This is a genomic window from Candidatus Jordarchaeum sp. (genome assembly GCF_052745115.1).
Genome location: NZ_JBRAKS010000048.1, coordinates 1 through 16,277, shown reverse-complemented (window position 1 = coordinate 16,277; position 16,277 = coordinate 1). Strand labels below are relative to the sequence as shown.

17 protein-coding genes, 1 tRNA gene and 2 pseudogenes are annotated in these 16,277 nt (G+C 39.7%); 11 read left to right on the top strand and 9 right to left on the bottom strand.

Going from position 1 to position 16,277, the window contains the following annotated elements:
- Positions 1-187: 187 nt before the first annotated feature.
- The 5 genes and pseudogenes from ACUVXA_RS05385 to fen all read left to right on the top strand — a co-directional run bounded on the left by ACUVXA_RS05385 (position 188) and on the right by fen (position 3,764).
- Entirely contained in the window at positions 188-823 is a 636-nt protein-coding gene (locus ACUVXA_RS05385) for a transposase (protein WP_445870215.1), read from the top strand.
- Positions 824-990: 167 nt separating this feature from the next.
- Positions 991-1,203, top strand: a complete 213-nt coding sequence (locus ACUVXA_RS05380) for a hypothetical protein (protein ID WP_445870214.1) — start codon at positions 991-993, stop codon at positions 1,201-1,203.
- Between the two features lie 650 nt (positions 1,204-1,853).
- Positions 1,854-2,084, top strand: a pseudogene (locus tag ACUVXA_RS05375) (cyclase family protein); the annotation flags it as partial.
- 210 nt (positions 2,085-2,294) lie between these two features.
- Positions 2,295-2,558 carry a hypothetical protein gene (locus ACUVXA_RS05370; RefSeq protein WP_445870213.1) on the top strand — a complete coding sequence of 88 codons (264 nt, stop codon included), beginning with the start codon at positions 2,295-2,297 and terminating at the stop codon, positions 2,556-2,558.
- Between the two features lie 177 nt (positions 2,559-2,735).
- Positions 2,736-3,764: a flap endonuclease-1 gene (fen, locus tag ACUVXA_RS05365; RefSeq protein ID WP_445870212.1), complete on the top strand. Its 1,029-nt coding sequence runs from the start codon at positions 2,736-2,738 to the stop codon at positions 3,762-3,764.
- Between the two features lie 40 nt (positions 3,765-3,804).
- Here the strand turns inward: fen and ACUVXA_RS05360 are convergent.
- Positions 3,805-4,526 (bottom strand): annotated as a pseudogene (locus ACUVXA_RS05360) (protein-L-isoaspartate(D-aspartate) O-methyltransferase).
- An 87-nt stretch (positions 4,527-4,613) separates the two neighbouring features.
- Between ACUVXA_RS05360 and ACUVXA_RS05355 the strand changes: the two are divergent.
- Entirely contained in the window at positions 4,614-5,048 is a 435-nt protein-coding gene (locus tag ACUVXA_RS05355) for a DUF371 domain-containing protein (RefSeq protein ID WP_445870211.1), read from the top strand.
- 5 nt (positions 5,049-5,053) lie between these two features.
- Here the strand turns inward: ACUVXA_RS05355 and ACUVXA_RS05350 are convergent, their stop codons facing one another.
- Positions 5,054-6,130: a class I SAM-dependent methyltransferase gene (locus tag ACUVXA_RS05350; RefSeq protein WP_445870210.1), complete on the bottom strand. Its 1,077-nt coding sequence runs from the start codon at positions 6,128-6,130 to the stop codon at positions 5,054-5,056.
- A gap of 63 nt (positions 6,131-6,193) precedes the next feature.
- Positions 6,194-6,354 (bottom strand) — tRNA-Lys (locus ACUVXA_RS05345).
- Positions 6,355-6,524: 170 nt separating this feature from the next.
- On the opposite strand from ACUVXA_RS05345, the gene ACUVXA_RS05340 reads away from it, so the two are divergent.
- On the top strand, positions 6,525-7,148 hold the full coding sequence (locus tag ACUVXA_RS05340) for a DUF308 domain-containing protein (protein ID WP_445870209.1): 624 nt from the start codon (positions 6,525-6,527) through the stop codon (positions 7,146-7,148).
- 118 nt (positions 7,149-7,266) lie between these two features.
- On the opposite strand, the gene ACUVXA_RS05335 is transcribed toward ACUVXA_RS05340, so the two are convergent.
- Positions 7,267-9,348: a heavy metal translocating P-type ATPase gene (locus tag ACUVXA_RS05335; RefSeq protein ID WP_445870208.1), complete on the bottom strand. Its 2,082-nt coding sequence runs from the start codon at positions 9,346-9,348 to the stop codon at positions 7,267-7,269.
- Between the two features lie 125 nt (positions 9,349-9,473).
- Between ACUVXA_RS05335 and nikR the strand changes: the two genes are divergently transcribed.
- Positions 9,474-9,884, top strand: coding sequence for a nickel-responsive transcriptional regulator NikR (gene nikR / locus ACUVXA_RS05330; RefSeq protein WP_445870207.1), 411 nt, complete (start codon positions 9,474-9,476; stop codon positions 9,882-9,884).
- Positions 9,885-9,956: 72 nt separating this feature from the next.
- On the top strand, positions 9,957-10,751 hold the full coding sequence (gene dph5, locus ACUVXA_RS05325; RefSeq protein WP_445870206.1) for a diphthine synthase: 795 nt from the start codon (positions 9,957-9,959) through the stop codon (positions 10,749-10,751).
- A gap of 13 nt (positions 10,752-10,764) precedes the next feature.
- Here the strand turns inward: dph5 and ACUVXA_RS05320 are convergent, their stop codons facing one another.
- The 5 genes from ACUVXA_RS05320 to ACUVXA_RS05300 form a co-directional block, all read right to left on the bottom strand.
- Positions 10,765-11,541 carry an RlmF-related methyltransferase gene (locus ACUVXA_RS05320; protein WP_445870205.1) on the bottom strand — a complete coding sequence of 259 codons (777 nt, stop codon included), beginning with the start codon at positions 11,539-11,541 and terminating at the stop codon, positions 10,765-10,767.
- 94 nt (positions 11,542-11,635) lie between these two features.
- Positions 11,636-12,118, bottom strand: a complete 483-nt coding sequence (locus ACUVXA_RS05315) for an adenylyltransferase/cytidyltransferase family protein (protein ID WP_445870204.1) — start codon at positions 12,116-12,118, stop codon at positions 11,636-11,638.
- Between the two features lie 99 nt (positions 12,119-12,217).
- Complete coding sequence (locus ACUVXA_RS05310; RefSeq protein ID WP_445870203.1) at positions 12,218-12,910, bottom strand: DUF120 domain-containing protein; 693 nt, start codon at positions 12,908-12,910, stop codon at positions 12,218-12,220.
- A 130-nt stretch (positions 12,911-13,040) separates the two neighbouring features.
- A complete protein-coding gene (gene sepS / locus ACUVXA_RS05305; protein WP_445870217.1) occupies positions 13,041-14,531 on the bottom strand; it encodes an O-phosphoserine--tRNA ligase in 1,491 nt (496 codons plus the stop codon).
- Positions 14,532-14,580: 49 nt separating this feature from the next.
- Positions 14,581-15,252: a hypothetical protein gene (locus tag ACUVXA_RS05300; RefSeq protein WP_445870202.1), complete on the bottom strand. Its 672-nt coding sequence runs from the start codon at positions 15,250-15,252 to the stop codon at positions 14,581-14,583.
- Positions 15,253-15,468: 216 nt separating this feature from the next.
- Between ACUVXA_RS05300 and ACUVXA_RS05295 the strand changes: the two genes are divergently transcribed.
- Together ACUVXA_RS05295 and ACUVXA_RS05290 are read left to right on the top strand one after the other, a co-directional pair.
- A complete protein-coding gene (locus tag ACUVXA_RS05295; RefSeq protein ID WP_445870201.1) occupies positions 15,469-15,723 on the top strand; it encodes a Sir2 family NAD-dependent protein deacetylase in 255 nt (84 codons plus the stop codon).
- Positions 15,647-16,030, top strand: a complete 384-nt coding sequence (locus ACUVXA_RS05290; protein ID WP_445870216.1) for an SIR2 family NAD-dependent protein deacylase — start codon at positions 15,647-15,649, stop codon at positions 16,028-16,030. Before ACUVXA_RS05295 ends, ACUVXA_RS05290 begins: the two co-directional genes overlap by 77 nt.
- Positions 16,031-16,277 lie beyond the last annotated feature (247 nt).

The window sequence follows — 16,277 nt, the reverse complement described above, 5'->3', positions numbered from 1 at the left end:
AAAAAACCGAGGAGTTGAAAAATATGATACTAGACTAACAAAGCGGGGATACTGCGAGAGAGGTTCCTGAAGACTTGAGGGAAGCTCTGGAAATCATTAAAAAAAAGCTAAGAGAATACTGAGAGGGACGCAGCGCCCCGACACCCTGATGAAATCCTTCGGGAAGATGATGAGGAGAAGCTTGAGGGTGAGGAGGGATCGGTTGGAGGACGCAAAGAAGGAGGTGAACAAGAAGAGATTCCTCGTGTTGAAGAACGCGAAAAACCTGAGTGATAAGGAGAGAGCCGAGCTTGAAGAGTTCCTTGAGAAGTATCCTCAGTTCCAGCAGTTCGCCACACTCCTGAACGAAGTGAGAACCGCCATAAGATCAGAAAGGGATGAGGGGATGAGGAGACTTGGAGAAATAGAGGTGCGGGAGGAGTGGGGCTCCTCGTTGCAGGCGGCGGTGAGGACGATTAAGGGGAACGCGGAGAAGCTTCTGAACTACAGGACTGTGAAGAAGCCTTCTAAAGAGTGTGTGAATGTGAACCCGGAGTGGATGGTAAGACCCTTCAGGACGAAGACTAAGAAATGCCTCTTAGAAAAAATCTTGGAAATATTCGAGGAGGAAAAAATTGAAAACTTAAACATTGAAGAAATAGGAAGTACCCTGGAAACGGCTATGAAACGCGCAGAGAGAGAAGGGTTCCAAATTAATAAGATTGCTTTGAAAGAAATTTACATGCGTCTTTCAAAGGAAACTAAAATTACTAAGGTTACTATTACACGTTATTTGCATTTTATTGAAACACACGCACGCCATATTGGGAGAAGTAAAGTTTAGGATTATTACAATGCGCAGAATCAAAAACAAACAATATACTTCAAGCGGTAGTAAGAGCATTCGAAAATCTAGATATTAAAGCCAAAAACAGAGGTATACAGGACTTTTATGTATCTAAAATTGAAAGAATAACTGCAAACATCGAGATATTTATATCAGGAAACGATGTGGATAAAGCCTTCATGCTTGGAATAATCAAAGGTTATAAAATCCGAAACTATTTGGCGAGCGTAGAGAAAAAGTCTATTAAACTTTTTGATAGGGAAAAAAGTGTGGGTAAACTATCAAAGAGCCAAATATACGTACTTGAAAGTAAAGGGATAAATTACCTGAAATTTTCAGAGATAGAAGACTTTAACGACATAGTGAACATAATATAGAATAACAAGCCAAAGAAATTAGAGGATAAATATAAAGGTCTAATCGATGAAGGAATAAAAGCCGACCTTGAGCCAAAATACATAAACATGGGAAAAAGGTTTGTAAGTGCAGAATGGTGGCTGATAAGCTGGCCTGAGGATGGAAATGGACGAAAGGCTGAGGATAGTTGAGGGAATATTCCTGAAGAATGGAAAAGATCGAACACTTTTCGGTTAGGGGAGGAACTCAAAGACTAGATATTCTGGATTAAGTTTTCGACGAAAATGATGAAGATGAAATAAAACAAGTCTACGCAGAGCAAAACCATAAAGAACTTAGTAAAACAGAACTAATCCGGCAACTAAAATAAAAAGGATACCAACTAGGAAGCAGAACAAGTCATAGTGAAATAGACCTACGAGAGGAGGTACAGGAAGTTGGAAGGTTGTGTAGCTCTCTCGAAAAGCGAGTACAAGACACGGAAACACTTGTAGAAGACGCGGGAGCTCTACTGCTAATAGAAACAAGAAACCAAAAAGGGATAGAAGAATTACACACGTGGAGTTCTCTCTTTTTAAACATATTTTTTGCTGATACTATACATTTCTTTTACGATACCTTAATGTTAATGTCCTTTTTTTATTACTTTCCTCTCTCACCCTGAACCTAATTTGACCGTCCATTCGTATCGATTAAGGAGGAGTTCGAAAGAACCAAGGATAAGAGGGTTATTTGGGAGGCGCACTTTGCGGGGATTGAAAGGGAGTACTGTCATATTGAGAAGTTGGCGAATTTGGATAAGATTCCGAAGCCTTTCGGTTTCAAGGTGGCGTGTTTTCCGGTGAAAATTACGGGTGCTTCGGCGGGCTGGTGTCGTCCAGTGGCGATTATAGAGGATTGATTTAATTTAGAGTTCTGTGAAAGCTAATGGATTTATTGCTGTAGTATGTTGGAGCGGAGGGGTAGGTATTTTTTTAGTAATTTAATATTATGGTTTTCAGGGAAGTGAGATTTTCTTATCGAAAGATTTTAATGTGCTGGCTGTTTTTCTTTATTTGGTTTTTTGTTTAGTGCTTACTGAATGATTGAACAATTTTTAGGAGGATTTCTTTTGTCGACTGGTTTGTGGAACATTACACCGATAAAGAATATAATTATCAATATTTTGATAAAGCGTCAGGGAATAATACTGGACGACGAGTTGGTAAAGAATTTGGAAAGCGAGGGTCTGTCGATTTCTGATAGAGAGCTCAATGAATTTTTGATGGCTCTAGAGATTGAGGGAATCGTCCATGTTTCCAGAATAACAAAAGCCAAAAGAAGAATTGAACTAATCAAACCGGGACAAGAGTTTCTCGCTATCGGGGAAGATTAGAACAAGAATTACTTTAAGGTATTAATAGTTGGATTTGATTTTAATATTTCTAATTTCCATACCTATATTTTGGAGTTTTGGAGACTTGCTTATTTAAGGAGGAAAATGATAAGGGGTAAAAATATTATAGTATTTTTGGTAGTTGATTCTATGGATTATGGTTTGGGGTGCTCTTAGATGGGAGTTAATTTGAGGGATTTGCTTTCTTTTCAGACACTGGGTTTGAAGGAACTTTCGGGACGTATTATCGCCATAGATGCTATGAATACCCTTTACCAGTTTTTATCAATTATAAGGCAGCCTGACGGCACCAGCCTCATGGATAGTAGAGGTAACATAACATCCCATCTCAGCGGTGTTTTCTACAGAACAATTAACCTACTTGAAGCGGGTATAAAACCGGTTTACGTGTTTGACGGTGAGCCACCTGAACTAAAGTCTGGCACCGTGGAGGAGAGAAGAAAAATTCGAAAAGAAGCCGAGAAAATGTGGGAGGAGGCACTTGAGAAAGGAGACCTGGAGGAAGCACGAAAGTATGCTCAAGCCTCGGCAAAATTAACTGATGAGATGGTGGAGGAAAGCAAGAGACTATTAGACGCTATGGGTATACCACACGTTCAGGCTCCATCAGAAGGAGAGGCTCAAGCGTCTTACATGGCACGCAAGGGGGCTGTGTGGGCGGTAGCCAGTCAAGACTACGATTCCTTACTTTATAATTCACCCTACCTAGTGCGAAACCTTACCATATCGGGGAGAAGAAAAATACCTAGAAAAAATGTCTATGTAAAAGTGGAACCGGAACTAGTAATGCTTGACGAAAACTTAAAAAACTTGGGAATAACCCGGGAACAATTAATAGAAATTGGCATCCTCCTAGGTACTGATTACAACGATGGTGTGAAAGGAATAGGGGTGAAAACTGCATTAAAACTCATAAGGGAGAAAGGAAGCCTCGAAAGGGTAGTGGAAGAAGAAAAATTAGAGATAAGTGCTCCAGTGGAACAAATAAAACAGTTGTTCCTTAAACCAGAAGTGATAGATAATTATAAAATATTATGGGAGCCGGTGGACAGAGAACAGGTTGTATCGATACTGGTGGATGACCACGACTTTTCTAGGGACAGAGTTGAAAAAGGATTGGAACGCCTCCGAGAAGGAGAAAAGGCTGCAGCTCAATCACGCCTAGAACAATTCTTCAAATCATAACACCAAGAGTAGTAAAGAGGCGTACAAAAACAGTAAAAATCTAGAATTCACGAGTAAAACCCCAACGACCAATCAGAGGAACAAACGCCACGCTACCGTATCGGTGTTTTTTCGTTTTTCCGTTCTCTAATTTTTCGATCACCACTAGTTCCTGATACATGAAGAGACTTCCGAGAGGAATAGCCAATCTCCCTCCCACGACCAATTGGTCAACTAGTGGTTTTGGCACCCGAGGAGCCGCAGCCGTTACCAGTATGGCATCATAGGGGGCCTTATTTTCATACCCTTCTGAACCATCCCCAGTAATTACTGTTACCCTGTCTAGGTATCCCGCTCTCTTTAAATTCTCTAAAGCAAAGTCTGTTAATTCAGGAATTCGTTCTATAGTGTAGACATAACCCTCGCTCTTAGAACCGGTGGGCGCCACTAACTCGGCGCAGAGAGCCGCGTGGTAGCCCGACCCCGCACCCACCTCTAGAACCTTCATACCCTCCTCCAATTCTAGGACATCACACATCATAACAACCATGTTCCGCCCGAAAAGCAAAAATATGCTTTTTCGTGTGGCGCTGATATAGTCTGACCTCCGGGAATTGGCAGAGGGTGATCCACGTAGGCCTTATCCCTGAGATTCTGGGGCACAAACTCCTCTCGGGGAACTTTTAGGAATGCCTGCATTACGTTTTCTCTGGTAACGAATCCCGAGCGCTTTAAGTCCTCTAAAAGGTTTTTCTTCTCGGTTAAAAAATTCTTCTTTGGCAAAAAGCTCCACTCACTTAACTCTTAATTAGGATATCCTCTTTAACGTTTTTAATGCACATCACACAAAAATAAGTATCGGTGAAAAAATTGGTTAAAACAGCAAAAGAAAACATTCACGCACGGGGACATCCAAACATATCCGCTATGCACAAGACAACACTAGAAATAACAACTAATAAAGGTCTAACACACAGAGGAGACTGTATAATAGCGGTAGGTTCAAATAAAGGAGCCAAACAACTAAGTGAAGAGTTTAAAAAATTGGCAAAAAAAGAAAATTCCATAATTACAATTATTATAAGGGTCGACGGAAAAACAGAAATTATCAAAGGAAAGGGAGATCCCCGCTTGACCTTCAATCACTCCCACGACTTGGTGATAAGAAAAAGTAACTATTTTAGTGACAGAACAATAATGGTAAAGGCGGACAAAGCGGCAATAGATTTAGACCGAAACCTAGTGGAACAGCTAAAAAATCCAGATCAGGTGGTGGAGATAATATTGACCGTGGAAGCTCCTTAAAAAAATTATCTAATTTTAGCGTCTACCACAATCTGCCACTCATGTGGGGCACTGGGACGCACTTTTTTACACTCTAGAATTTTATTCACCTTTCTCGAATTTGCCTCGACACCCTTTTCCAGAGTGTTAACCGCCTCGTCCATAGCTTCTGGCGAAGAAGAAAATTGATAATAATGAATTATTCCTCCCCCCGCCTTTATGGCGCGACAAGCAACATCGATAAAAGACTCCGCTGAACCGGGAAGATTCATTATAACGCGATCTGCCTTAGAAAAAAGCCTTTCCTCCACAATTTTTCGTGCATCACCCAAAATGGGAATAACTCTCCCGTCAACCTTGTTCAGATGTATATTCAGCTTTAACAAATCTACAGCAGTCTTATTAATATCTATAGCATAAACCAGGGCATCCACTTTTTTAGCGATTTGAATTGAAAAAGGGCCAACCCCAGCAAAGAGATCCACCACAACCTCCCTTGGCGCCACCTGATGAGCAACCCGTGCATGCTCTGTTACCAGACGCGGACTAAAATAAGCTGAAGCCAAATCCACCCGGAAAACACAATTGTTCTCCCTATGAAGGGTAGTTGTTCTATTCTCACCTGCCAGATGAGTAAATCGACGAATCCGAGCCACACCATCAATCTTCCCAGCTTTGGCCAAAACCACCTTAATATTTTTGTGCACACGCAAAACAGCCTCCCCCACCAGAAACCTCTGATCAAACAATTCATCCGGAATCTCTAATACCGCAATATCCCCCACAATATCAAAGGAGTGAGGAATCGCAGCTAATTGGCTAGGTGTAAGCTTTTCCTCCAGTTCCTCCAAAATACTCTTTGGACGCTTGTTCCTAGACTCAATCTTAGCATATACTAATTCAAAGTCACCTAATCTATCCTGCAGCATTAACCGCTCATCATCCGAAATCTCCCTAACTAATGGCCAAAAAATCTTTTCAGAATCAGTCAAAACCCGCATTCTATTATCCAAAAGATTTAACTCCGAAAGAAGAATCCGAGCCTCCTGTCCCCTCCTCTTGGGAACCACTAGACAAGGCCTCTGAACCACCAACGAAACCAAAACCCCTTTTTTAAGAATTAGAAAATAAGAAAACCAGAGCGAAACAAATAAAAATATTATAGGCGGGCTGCACGGGACTTTCGCCACACAGATGTACTGAAACGGATTCGAATTCGCGAACTTGAGTATTTCTCTATAGTTTCCCGCGACCACCAAGTTAAGAGCCTGGCGCTCTACCTAACTCCTCAGAAGGACTGGAATCCGTTCTTCTGAGCTAGCAGCCCGCTTTTTACTTTTGTGTTTCCTTTGACGGTTAGAGAATTAACCATTTGGGTACATAAATTTTTTGTGGAGGAAAATATTTAGAACCAGTAAGGGGAAGTTTCCGAACCATACAAAATAGTTAAATAATGTAACTTGGTTTTTGATTCTTAAAATTGGAGGAGGATTTATTTTGAGTGAAAACCCTACTTGGTTTCGTGCTCTGCAAGTTACACTGGGTTTACTGGCTATAATATTAGCAATAGCGGTTTGGCTGTTTTACACGGTTGCTATTTTTACCATGATTCTTCTCTTTGCTGTTTCACTTATGTTCATCGGATTCACAGGCATCTTTGAGGGACTTGGTGAAACGCATCCAGAATGGCGACGAGCCGGATGGCTTATATTAGGCATATTATCAGTTGTGATAGCTTTCGTAGTTATAGTTTTTCCCTTGTTTGGTATCACACTTCTGATCATATTACTGGGACTGGGGCTGTTATTTAATGGATTTATGGGAATTATCAATGGTGCATCCGACTCAGAGCTCGCTGGCTGGTATCGAGCTCTACTCATAATTCTGGGAATTTTAATTATCATTTTATCATTCTTTGTTCTCTTGAATCCTACACTAGGGACCATTTTGTGGTATTGGCCACCTTACATATTAGCGCTTCCAGGTACTTACATTCCGCCTTTAGGCTTTTACTCCATAATTCCCTCAATAGGTTATGTGCTGCTGGTATTTTTCCTTTCCTTAGGCTTCATAATTCGTGGAATCCAAGCCATTCTTTCAGGAGTAAAAGGAAAACAATAATTCGCAATACGACCAAATACTTTGAATTCATTTAATTTTTTTACCAAACCCTTTTTTAGACTCTGTTACCACCGAATTTCTACTATTAGCCTTACATAAATTTAAGAAGATATTTTAGTTAGATAATTAGTTTGGATGAGTTGAGTGACACAACCAAATCTGGCAAGAAGTGTGCCACTGCTGCTAGGAAGGGTGTGAGAAAACCAAATGAAGCTAGACCAACCCCAACGATATTGAACAGTATCCCAATTGCTATGTTCTGCTTTATGGTGTGGATCGTTTTTTTGCCCGCACGTATAATCTCGGGAATTTTTGCCAAATCATCTGCCATGAGTACGATGTCTGCGGCCTCCATGGCGGCTGCGGTGCCTGCCACGCCCATCGCTATTCCCACTGTGGCTTGGACTAGAGCCGGCGCGTCATTTATTCCATCGCCCACCATGGCTACTCTTTGCCCAGAGTCTTCCAGCTCTCTTATTTTTTTGGCCTTATCATCGGGAAGCATTTCTGCTATTACCTCGTCGATTCCCAGCTGGTCGGCAATTGCTCTCGCAGTTCTGGGATTATCGCCAGTTAGCATTATTGTTTTCATTCCAAGTTTTTTCAGCTCAGTAATGATTTCTTGGGCGTTTTTTCGAGGTGCATCTGCTATAGTTATTACTCCACAAACATATCCGTCGTGAGAAATCAGTAATGCCGTTTTGCCTTCTTCTTCTCTTTCTTTCATATATTTTGTTACTTCTCGAGAAAGCTTCACGTTATTATTTTTCATTAACTCCCTATTTCCGAGGATTATTCTTTTACCATTGCTATGCACTATTACACCCTTACCTCGTATAATTTCAGAATTATCTGGTGTGGGAACATTCACTCCGTATCTTTCAGCCTTTTTCATTATAGCGATGGCCATAGGGTGCTCTGACCTTTTCTCCGCTATTGCTGCAAGCTGAACTATTTCTTCTTCACTGTGGCCGTCGAAACTCTTTACATCTATAACTTTAGGTTTGTTTATGGTTAGGGTTCCGGTTTTATCCATTGCAATCGTGTTTACGCGTCCCAAGGCTTCTAAATAGTCTCCACCCTTCACTAAGGATCCTCTTTTTGAGGATTTTCCAATGGTTGCTATCACCGCTAGAGGTGTTGCCAAAGCCACGGCGCAGGGACAAGCCACAATGAGTACCGTGACCGCCGTTATTACGCTATTAGTTAAAAGATAGGTGAGAAAAGATAAAGCTAGAACCAGGGGAGTGAAATAAGCAGTAAACCGGTCCGCTATTTTCTGTATTGGTGCTTTTCCCTCTTGAGCCTCCTCCACCAACTTAATTATTCTTCCGATGGTGGTATCTCCGCCGGTTCTTTCCACCCTTATTTGAATCACACCTATCTCATTTATAGTTCCCGCGAAAACCGCATCTCCCGCATTTTTCTCAACAGGCATTGATTCTCCGGTTATTGGTGACTGGTTAACCAGCGCCTCTCCGGATACTATTCTGCCATCTACGGAAATTTTTTCTCCAGATCTAACTATAACCACATCTGTGATTCGAATCTCTTCTACGGGTAAAAGTATTTCTTTTCCATCTCTTAATACAAGTGCATTCTTGGGAGCGATCTCCATTATTTCCTGAATAGCTTTTCGACTCTTGTCCACGGTAAACTCTTCAATAAACCAAGCTATGAGTACAAAGAAGGTTATCGCGGCCGCAGATAGGAACTCTCTCAGAAGCACGGTGGCAATAATAGCAATGCTCATGAAAACAGAAACATCTATTTCCTTAGCTCTTAAAGAAAAGAAAGCGTCTTTAAGGATGGGATATGCGCCCAGAGCCACCGCAATCACGGATACATCAAAACCCATGTATGAGGGTAATAAATTAGCCCAGCTGAGAAACATGAGGACGCCGATACTAGCAATTCGAATTATGTCTAAAAGGTATTTCTTTGCATCGGATTTGGGTCTTTCATGCAATCGGAGATTGTAGCCGATTTTCTTAGCTGTTTCTTTAATCTCATCAATACTGACCTTCTCTTTGTCGTAGTCTAAAGTAAGTTTTCTTGCGGCAAAATTTACTTTTGCCTTGTTAACACCTTCTACAGTTGAGAGCACCTTCTCTACCCTGTCTGCACAATCTGCACAGTGTAAACCTTCTAATTCACAAACAGTTTGGCACTCAGTTTCCTTGTCAGTACCTTTTACCATTATTATTCCCATTGGAAACCAAAATGATTAATTATATTAATTTAATGCCAAAAAAAGGATAAAAAATATTAACTTAATATTAATTTTAATATAAATTGTTAATATTTTTATTATGGGTGATTTTTATGACCGTGGTAAGTATAACCTTGCCTGAGGAACTATTACAGCAGTTTGAAAGATTCATGGAAACCAGAGGGTATTATAGTAGATCCGAAGCGTTTAGAGATGCCATTCGCAACTTAATTGCGGAGTCAGAGATTAATAGAATGGGAGAAGAAAAATCCACAGCGACTATTATGGTTACCAGTGAATATGGAAGAAAGGATGTAGAAAACCGAATAGGTGAATTTCGACACGAATTTGATGATATTATAATCGAGAATATACACCGGCATATTAAAAATCAATACTGCTTGGAGATTCTCATTGCCGAAGGTGACTCTAAAAGAATATTAGATTTAATGGGTAGAATAAGAGGGATTAGAGGCATCCAACAGGTAAAAGCGGTTTTCATGCCTATAATCGAGAGCTATTGACTGTTAGTAATTAATATTTCTGGTTTAATTAGGATTATTCTAGATACTTGTTTGTTTATGGAGATGTCTTAAATGGGTAAACTGGTGTTTGTGGGTTTAGGATTATGGGACGAGTACGATTTAACAATAAGAGGTTTAGAAGAAGCCCGGAAAGCGGATAAGATTTACGCTGAGTTCTATACCAGTGTTATGGGGGGACTCAACCTTAAAAACTTGGAAGAACTGATCGGTAAAAAGATTTTCATACTTTCCAGGAAGGATATTGAGGAGGATCCCCATGAATCTATTTTACTAGATGCGTCGGAAAGAAACATAGTGCTTTTGGTTGCGGGCGATCCGTTAATTTCAACGACCCATGTGGATTTGAGGCTGCGGGCAGTCGAGAAGGGTATAGATACAAGAATTATTCATGCCCCCTCTATTCTTTCCGCCGCTCCTAGTGTTTGTGGATTGGCTAACTACAAGTTTGGAAGGTCGGTGAGCATACCCTTTCCAGAAGATAATTATTTTCCAGAGTCTCCATATTTGGTGGTTAGAAAGAATAGGTTTAGAGGTCTCCACACCCTTGTTTTTCTGGATATAAAAGCGGATATGTCCCGTTACATGACGGTTAACGAAGGACTAGAGTTTTTAATCCACTTTGATAGGAAGAAAAGCAGACCAGTACTCAAAGACGCTATATTAGTGGGAGTGGCACGAGTTGGATCCCCGGAACCACTTGTATATGCGGGCTATGTAGAGGATTTGATTTCTTTCAATTTTGGGCCTCCACCTCATATCCTAATAGTTACGGGGAAACTTCATTTTAAGGAGGCCGAAGCCCTGGTGAAACTGGCTGGAGCTCCTAAAAAAATTCTTGAGCGATGATTCTTTTCAAGTATTAATTTTTACTTCCGATAATTATGAGCCGTTCTCGATTTCCGGTTATTAGTCGAATGATCTCCACGTTCAATTTTTCTTTTTTCATCTGGCTTATTATAATCTCATAGATTTTTTTCGTTTTTATGGGGAATATTAGTCCTATTCTCCCACCTGGATTTAAGCGGGGAACTCCTTCTCTTATGATTTTTAATGAGAATTCAGCACCGGTTTTCCCTCCGCCTATTAATTCCGCTGCACTTCCTCCGAATTTTTTATCTGAAAGCGTTGTTTTGGAGGGAAGATATGGAGGATTGCTTATTATGGCGTCGAAATTCAAGTTTTTAGGAATCACACCCTCAATTATCTCTCCCGAGGATTTTATAAGATGGATTCTTTCGTGAAGAGAATTTTCCAATATGTTCCTCTTAGCGCTTTCATAGTATTCGTCAATCATTTCTGTAGCGTAGACTTCAGCCATTAAATGTTTAGCTGCTATTATCGCACACACGGCTGAAGAGCCGGTACCAATATCGAGCACACTTTCTTGTGGCTTTACTGCCATTTTGACGAATTCGAATCTGCTCATCACTGCAGGTATTAATCCTTTAAATGGAAAAGACAATTCAATTCCAAGAACTTCCCGAGCAATTATCTTATTGTATATAGCGAGAGCCCTCTTGTTTTTGAAGTCTAGTTTTGGGGGATCCAGCTTTTTTAGGTAGGGAGTTACTAATTCGGGATATTTCTGTAGGATTTGGGAAATAGGTAAGCCTTCCTCCACTTTTACGGTTTTCAACAATAATCCCCTGGAGAATAAACATTATTTTATTGATTAACGAAACCAAATTGAATTATTTTTCGACAATAAATTAGATTAAAGATGAGGAATATTAATTTAAGTTTTGTAAATTATTTTTGTTTCTTTCAAGAATTTTTTTTACTATAATGGTGGAGCTGTTTAATCCGGTACTGTATTTGGGCATGCGGATTAATTTTGCCTTAATTCCTCTTTCTTTTATTTCCTTTCTTAATTTTTGGAACTCTTCAGTTCCGATTCTTTGATCATACCCAAGAACGATTATGTCGGGTTTGTTTTCTTCAACTATTTGGAGCATGTCCTTTCCTTTGTATCCCAGTACGGCTTTATCCACCGGTTTCAATGCTTGAATTACGGTTTTTCTTTCATCTTCGTTAAAAATTGGGGCTTGTTTCTTTATTCTTTCCGCAGTAGTATCTCTAGAAATAACAACTATGAGCTCCGAGTTATTTCCTCCGAGTTTTTTTGCTTCCTCTAAGAATTTTATATGACCAATGTGAACCAAATCGAAAGTTCCAAAGGCCATGACGCGAACTTTTTTAACTTGATTGGTCAATGTTTTTCCCTGCTTTTCCCACAAAATTTTTGCAGTTAGACAGAAGCTATCTTTTGTTTTATTCTTTGTGGTAATAGAACAGTATAAATTTTTTAATTTTTAACTCCCTTTTTCTTCGACGTGGCTTAGAAATATCTTTAGCCTTATTTTTTCTCCGTCTTTAAGTTTTAATTTTTCCCTAAGGTATAGGGGGGATATAACTTCCAAAACATCTTCTCCGTAATGGGTACGTTGAATGAGCAGGACAGCACCATCTACTTTGTCGTTGATTCGGGTTTTGAAACATTTAACTTGCCCGAAAGTTCTTCCCTTATTTTCAAAGGCGTCAATCAAAATTCCAGGATAGTTTAAGAGCAATTTTTTAGTTTGTAGGTCTGAATAGGATTTTAGCCTTAAATTCAGAGTTCCCGGATAGGGGTCAAAACCCAATTTTTCCTTAAACTGGCGATTATAGCCATTCACCGAGATGTAGTATCCTCCCTCACGCATTCCGCTGAACAATTCACCCTCAATAATAAGAATTGGAGGCTTCTTATCAAATATTGTTTGAAGCCAAAGATATATTTCTAATAGCATATTCATTCCCTGGTCTGTGAGCCGCACAAGTTGACCCTTTCTCGTTATTTTTCTTACTAGCCAGCCTTTCTCCTCTAATTGTTGTAGACGGCGTGAAGCGGTCTGCTGACTTATATTCATTTTTTTACCCAGTTTGGTTGAGGATATATCGAGGGTTTTTGACTGGGCTCCCATCTTTGCCAGTGTAAACAATGTAAACCAGAGCTCTTCCTCCAAAAATCAAACCTCTCATAAATCTATAGATCTCAAGAATTAATTTACATCAAAAAGAATTATTTTAGCCATGTAATACTTTTTAATATCATATTTTTAACAAAATTCAATTCAGTAAGTTTGAATATTTATTTTATTCTATGACCGCGGTTACGCTAAAAAATACTGGTCCTCTGATATCAATTTTTTTACTGTTTGAAGTTATGAAGAGTCTAATCGGAGCAGCGATTCCTATATTAACATCAGAAGACTTTTTAGCCATTCTTATCCTAATATTTAACTCCTTTTCATTTTTTTCAATCATTGCTTCAATTTTCCTTGCTGCATAAGCTACTAATGCGTCAAGATATCTAATATTCGTTGGTTTTCCCAATGCTTTGTCCTCGGGAAGACCCAGTATGTTTCCATCATGGACATATATTCTGTTTAGAGCCGCCGGTCCCAAAAGCGTAGTATCTTTATCCCGCTCCCAAATTTTAACCTTAAGAGTTTTCCCATTAATTATTCCGTTCCATACAATAAATTCACAGGGAGAATTCTCATCTTTACAACTTTCTGCGGTTCTAATCAACTCCTTCAATATTTTTTTACCAAGTTCAGTTTGAGGCTGTTCCTCTATATATATTCCCTTGACAATTTCCTCATCCGTAAATTCTGCTTCTTTATAGAAGTAAGGATAGGAAAGACGACGAATATCATTTTCTCCAGTTCTTATCATTACAAATCGCTCCACTCCGAAGCCAGCATTAAAAACTGGATATTCGATACCAAACTTTGCGAGGCTGATTGGAGAGTATAATCCACTATCGCCAACTTCCAGCCATACACCGGTTTGGGGATGCTTAACAAATATTTCAAATTCTGTTTGAGGAGCATAATACTTTGAAGTTGCTTTTTTGAATCTAAAGTCTGCTTCTCCAAAACCAATTGTTTTAAGGAACTCACGTACTATATCCATACCACTCTCCAGTGTTATGTTCTCAGCCATAATAACAAAGGAAATAGTGTAGGATGCAAAGAGATGTGTTGAATCTAATTTCTGTTCTCGTCTAAACTTCTTACCTATAGTAAAAAGTTGAAGTGGTAGTTCCCACTTATTCTGGACCGCAGAGAGAACAGGAAACCAAAGAGCAGTCATGTGGGACCGTAATGTTAAATCTGTGGGAATTGGTTTCCTTTTCTTAAATTCGGAAAAAACATTATCAACAATGCTTGTTGCTTGCTCCTCTCGGATTCCTAGCTCTGTAACCATGGTTTCAACCAAATCATCCGACTCTATTTCATTCTTCTTATATCTTCTAAGAATATACTGTAACTCCTTAGTCTTCGAAAATTCAGGTACTATCTTTCTTATTTTTTTGATAGAGCTTTCACTTAGACCAATATCAGGTCTTGGAAGACCTGCTAAATAAAACAATCTATCGAGTATTACCGGGTATTCTGGACCATACTCCTTATAGACGTCGGATTCCTTTACGAACATAGGCAGTATAACTTCTTCAAATCCCATTTGGATTAAAGCCTTTCTAGCCTCGATTATGAATTCAATTATTGGGTTTGGAACGCCTTTACGCTTCAATTTGTATCTTTTACCATTTAAGGGGAGTAAATTCCTAGTTTCGATCCATGTCTTTTCATAATCCCGCTCCGCATCTGCTAGGATTTTGTTTATGTCAAATCTCGTCCTTTTTCCCTCCGAGAAGCTCTGATAAATTCTGTACCTTTTTTATGAGTTGCTGGTTTTGAAGCGCTAGGGTTATATCGCCACGAGTTTTTTCTACAAGACTTCGGGCCACATCGCGCTTATGCCGAAACCCTGATATTAAGGCGTCAGGATAATCTATCGCCATTAGATTTACGTATATTTCCTCCATAAGGTCAACTAGTTTTTCCGCCTTTTCTATCTCATCCCGTCTTATAGAGTCCAGAGCATGCCTTCTCAGTTCACCAATCAAATCCCCTAGACCTAATAAATAGGGAACACAGGGCACATCCAATTTTTCATAAGAAATAAAACCCTCGTCTTTAATAATATTAAGAAGAAGGCTAGCCTCAATGTACTCCTGAAAAGCAGAGCTAATGAAACCCTTCTCAGCGAATTCGGGATGAACCCTAAGTTTTTCGTTGATCTCCTCTACCCTAGTCTTAGCCTCTGAAATTTTTTTTATGGCATTATCGAAATCCAGACGGTGAATTAACCTAATAGCCTGCCCAGAAAGCCTCACTATCTCTCTAGAAAGAGTGAGGGCTAACTCTCTCAAATTGTATTGCTCATCGAGGTAATCAATAATGAGATTTATTATGCTTTCCAAATCAGTCAGTTCCACCGGTTTATCTTTACCCAAAGTCACACACCCCTAGAAAAAATTTGATAAAGCGCAAGAGCATCTTCCGGAGTTTTAAGATGACAATGTATACTATTAATTTGAATCTTTCCCAACCAATTAACTAATAGTAGTAACTATTATAGAAACAAAAATGGTTTTAAATCCAACGAACAAACATATATCTAGCTTCAAAACTACACGAGAATAATCCTAATTCGGAAAGAGAGGATATTATTGGGAGAGAACGTAAACATTTATAAAGAAGAAATCGAAGACGCCACAAGAATAATCACAATTTCCAAATATGTTGTAGCGCTTACCGGAGCAGGAATCTCGGTTGCAAGCGGTATACCTCCCTTCAGAGGACCGGGGGGAATTTGGACCAAGCACGGAGAACCCCCACCAAACGGCTATCAGAGATTCCTCGAAGACCCTGCGAAATGGTGGAAAGAAAGAATTAATAAAGAAGGCTTTTATCGGGACTTTTGAAACACTAGCAACCGCCAACCCCAATCCCGCACACCTCGCTCTGGCAGAGCTGGAAAGTTTAGGATTCTTAAAATGTGTGATCACACAGAACATCGATAATCTGCACCGAAGAGCAGGAAGCCAGAATATTGCCGAAATTCATGGAAACGCCTTCCTATTAAGATGTATTGACTGTGGGAAAAGATTTGAACCTCAAGCATTCTCCATCACATTAGACAATCTTCCACCCAAATGTCCAGAGTGCAAAAAGGGCATAATCAAAAGCGACACTGTTTTTTTGGTGAGCCGATTCCTGAAGACGTTTTAAAAAAATGTTTTATAGAAGCTCAAAAATCTGACTGTTTTTTAAATATCGGAACGTCGGCACTGGTTCATCCAGCAGCTGGTTTACCTATTAGAGCTAAACAAGTGAACAATGCATGGTTGATTGAAATTAATCCCTATGAAACCGCTATATCAGACATATGTGATGTCGTGATTCGGGCCCCATCTGATTTGGTTTTACCGTTGTCCGAAACTTACCCATTTAGGACACCGCCTAAATGGTGTTCGGT

Coding starts and splice junctions, on each gene's coding strand:
- nikR (WP_445870207.1), top strand. CDS start 9,474: ATGACCGTGGTAAGTATAACCTTGCCTGAGGAACTATTACAGCAGTTT.
- fen (WP_445870212.1), top strand. CDS start 2,736: ATGGGAGTTAATTTGAGGGATTTGCTTTCTTTTCAGACACTGGGTTTG.
- dph5 (WP_445870206.1), top strand. CDS start 9,957: ATGGGTAAACTGGTGTTTGTGGGTTTAGGATTATGGGACGAGTACGAT.
- ACUVXA_RS05335 (WP_445870208.1), bottom strand. CDS start 9,348: ATGGTAAAAGGTACTGACAAGGAAACTGAGTGCCAAACTGTTTGTGAA.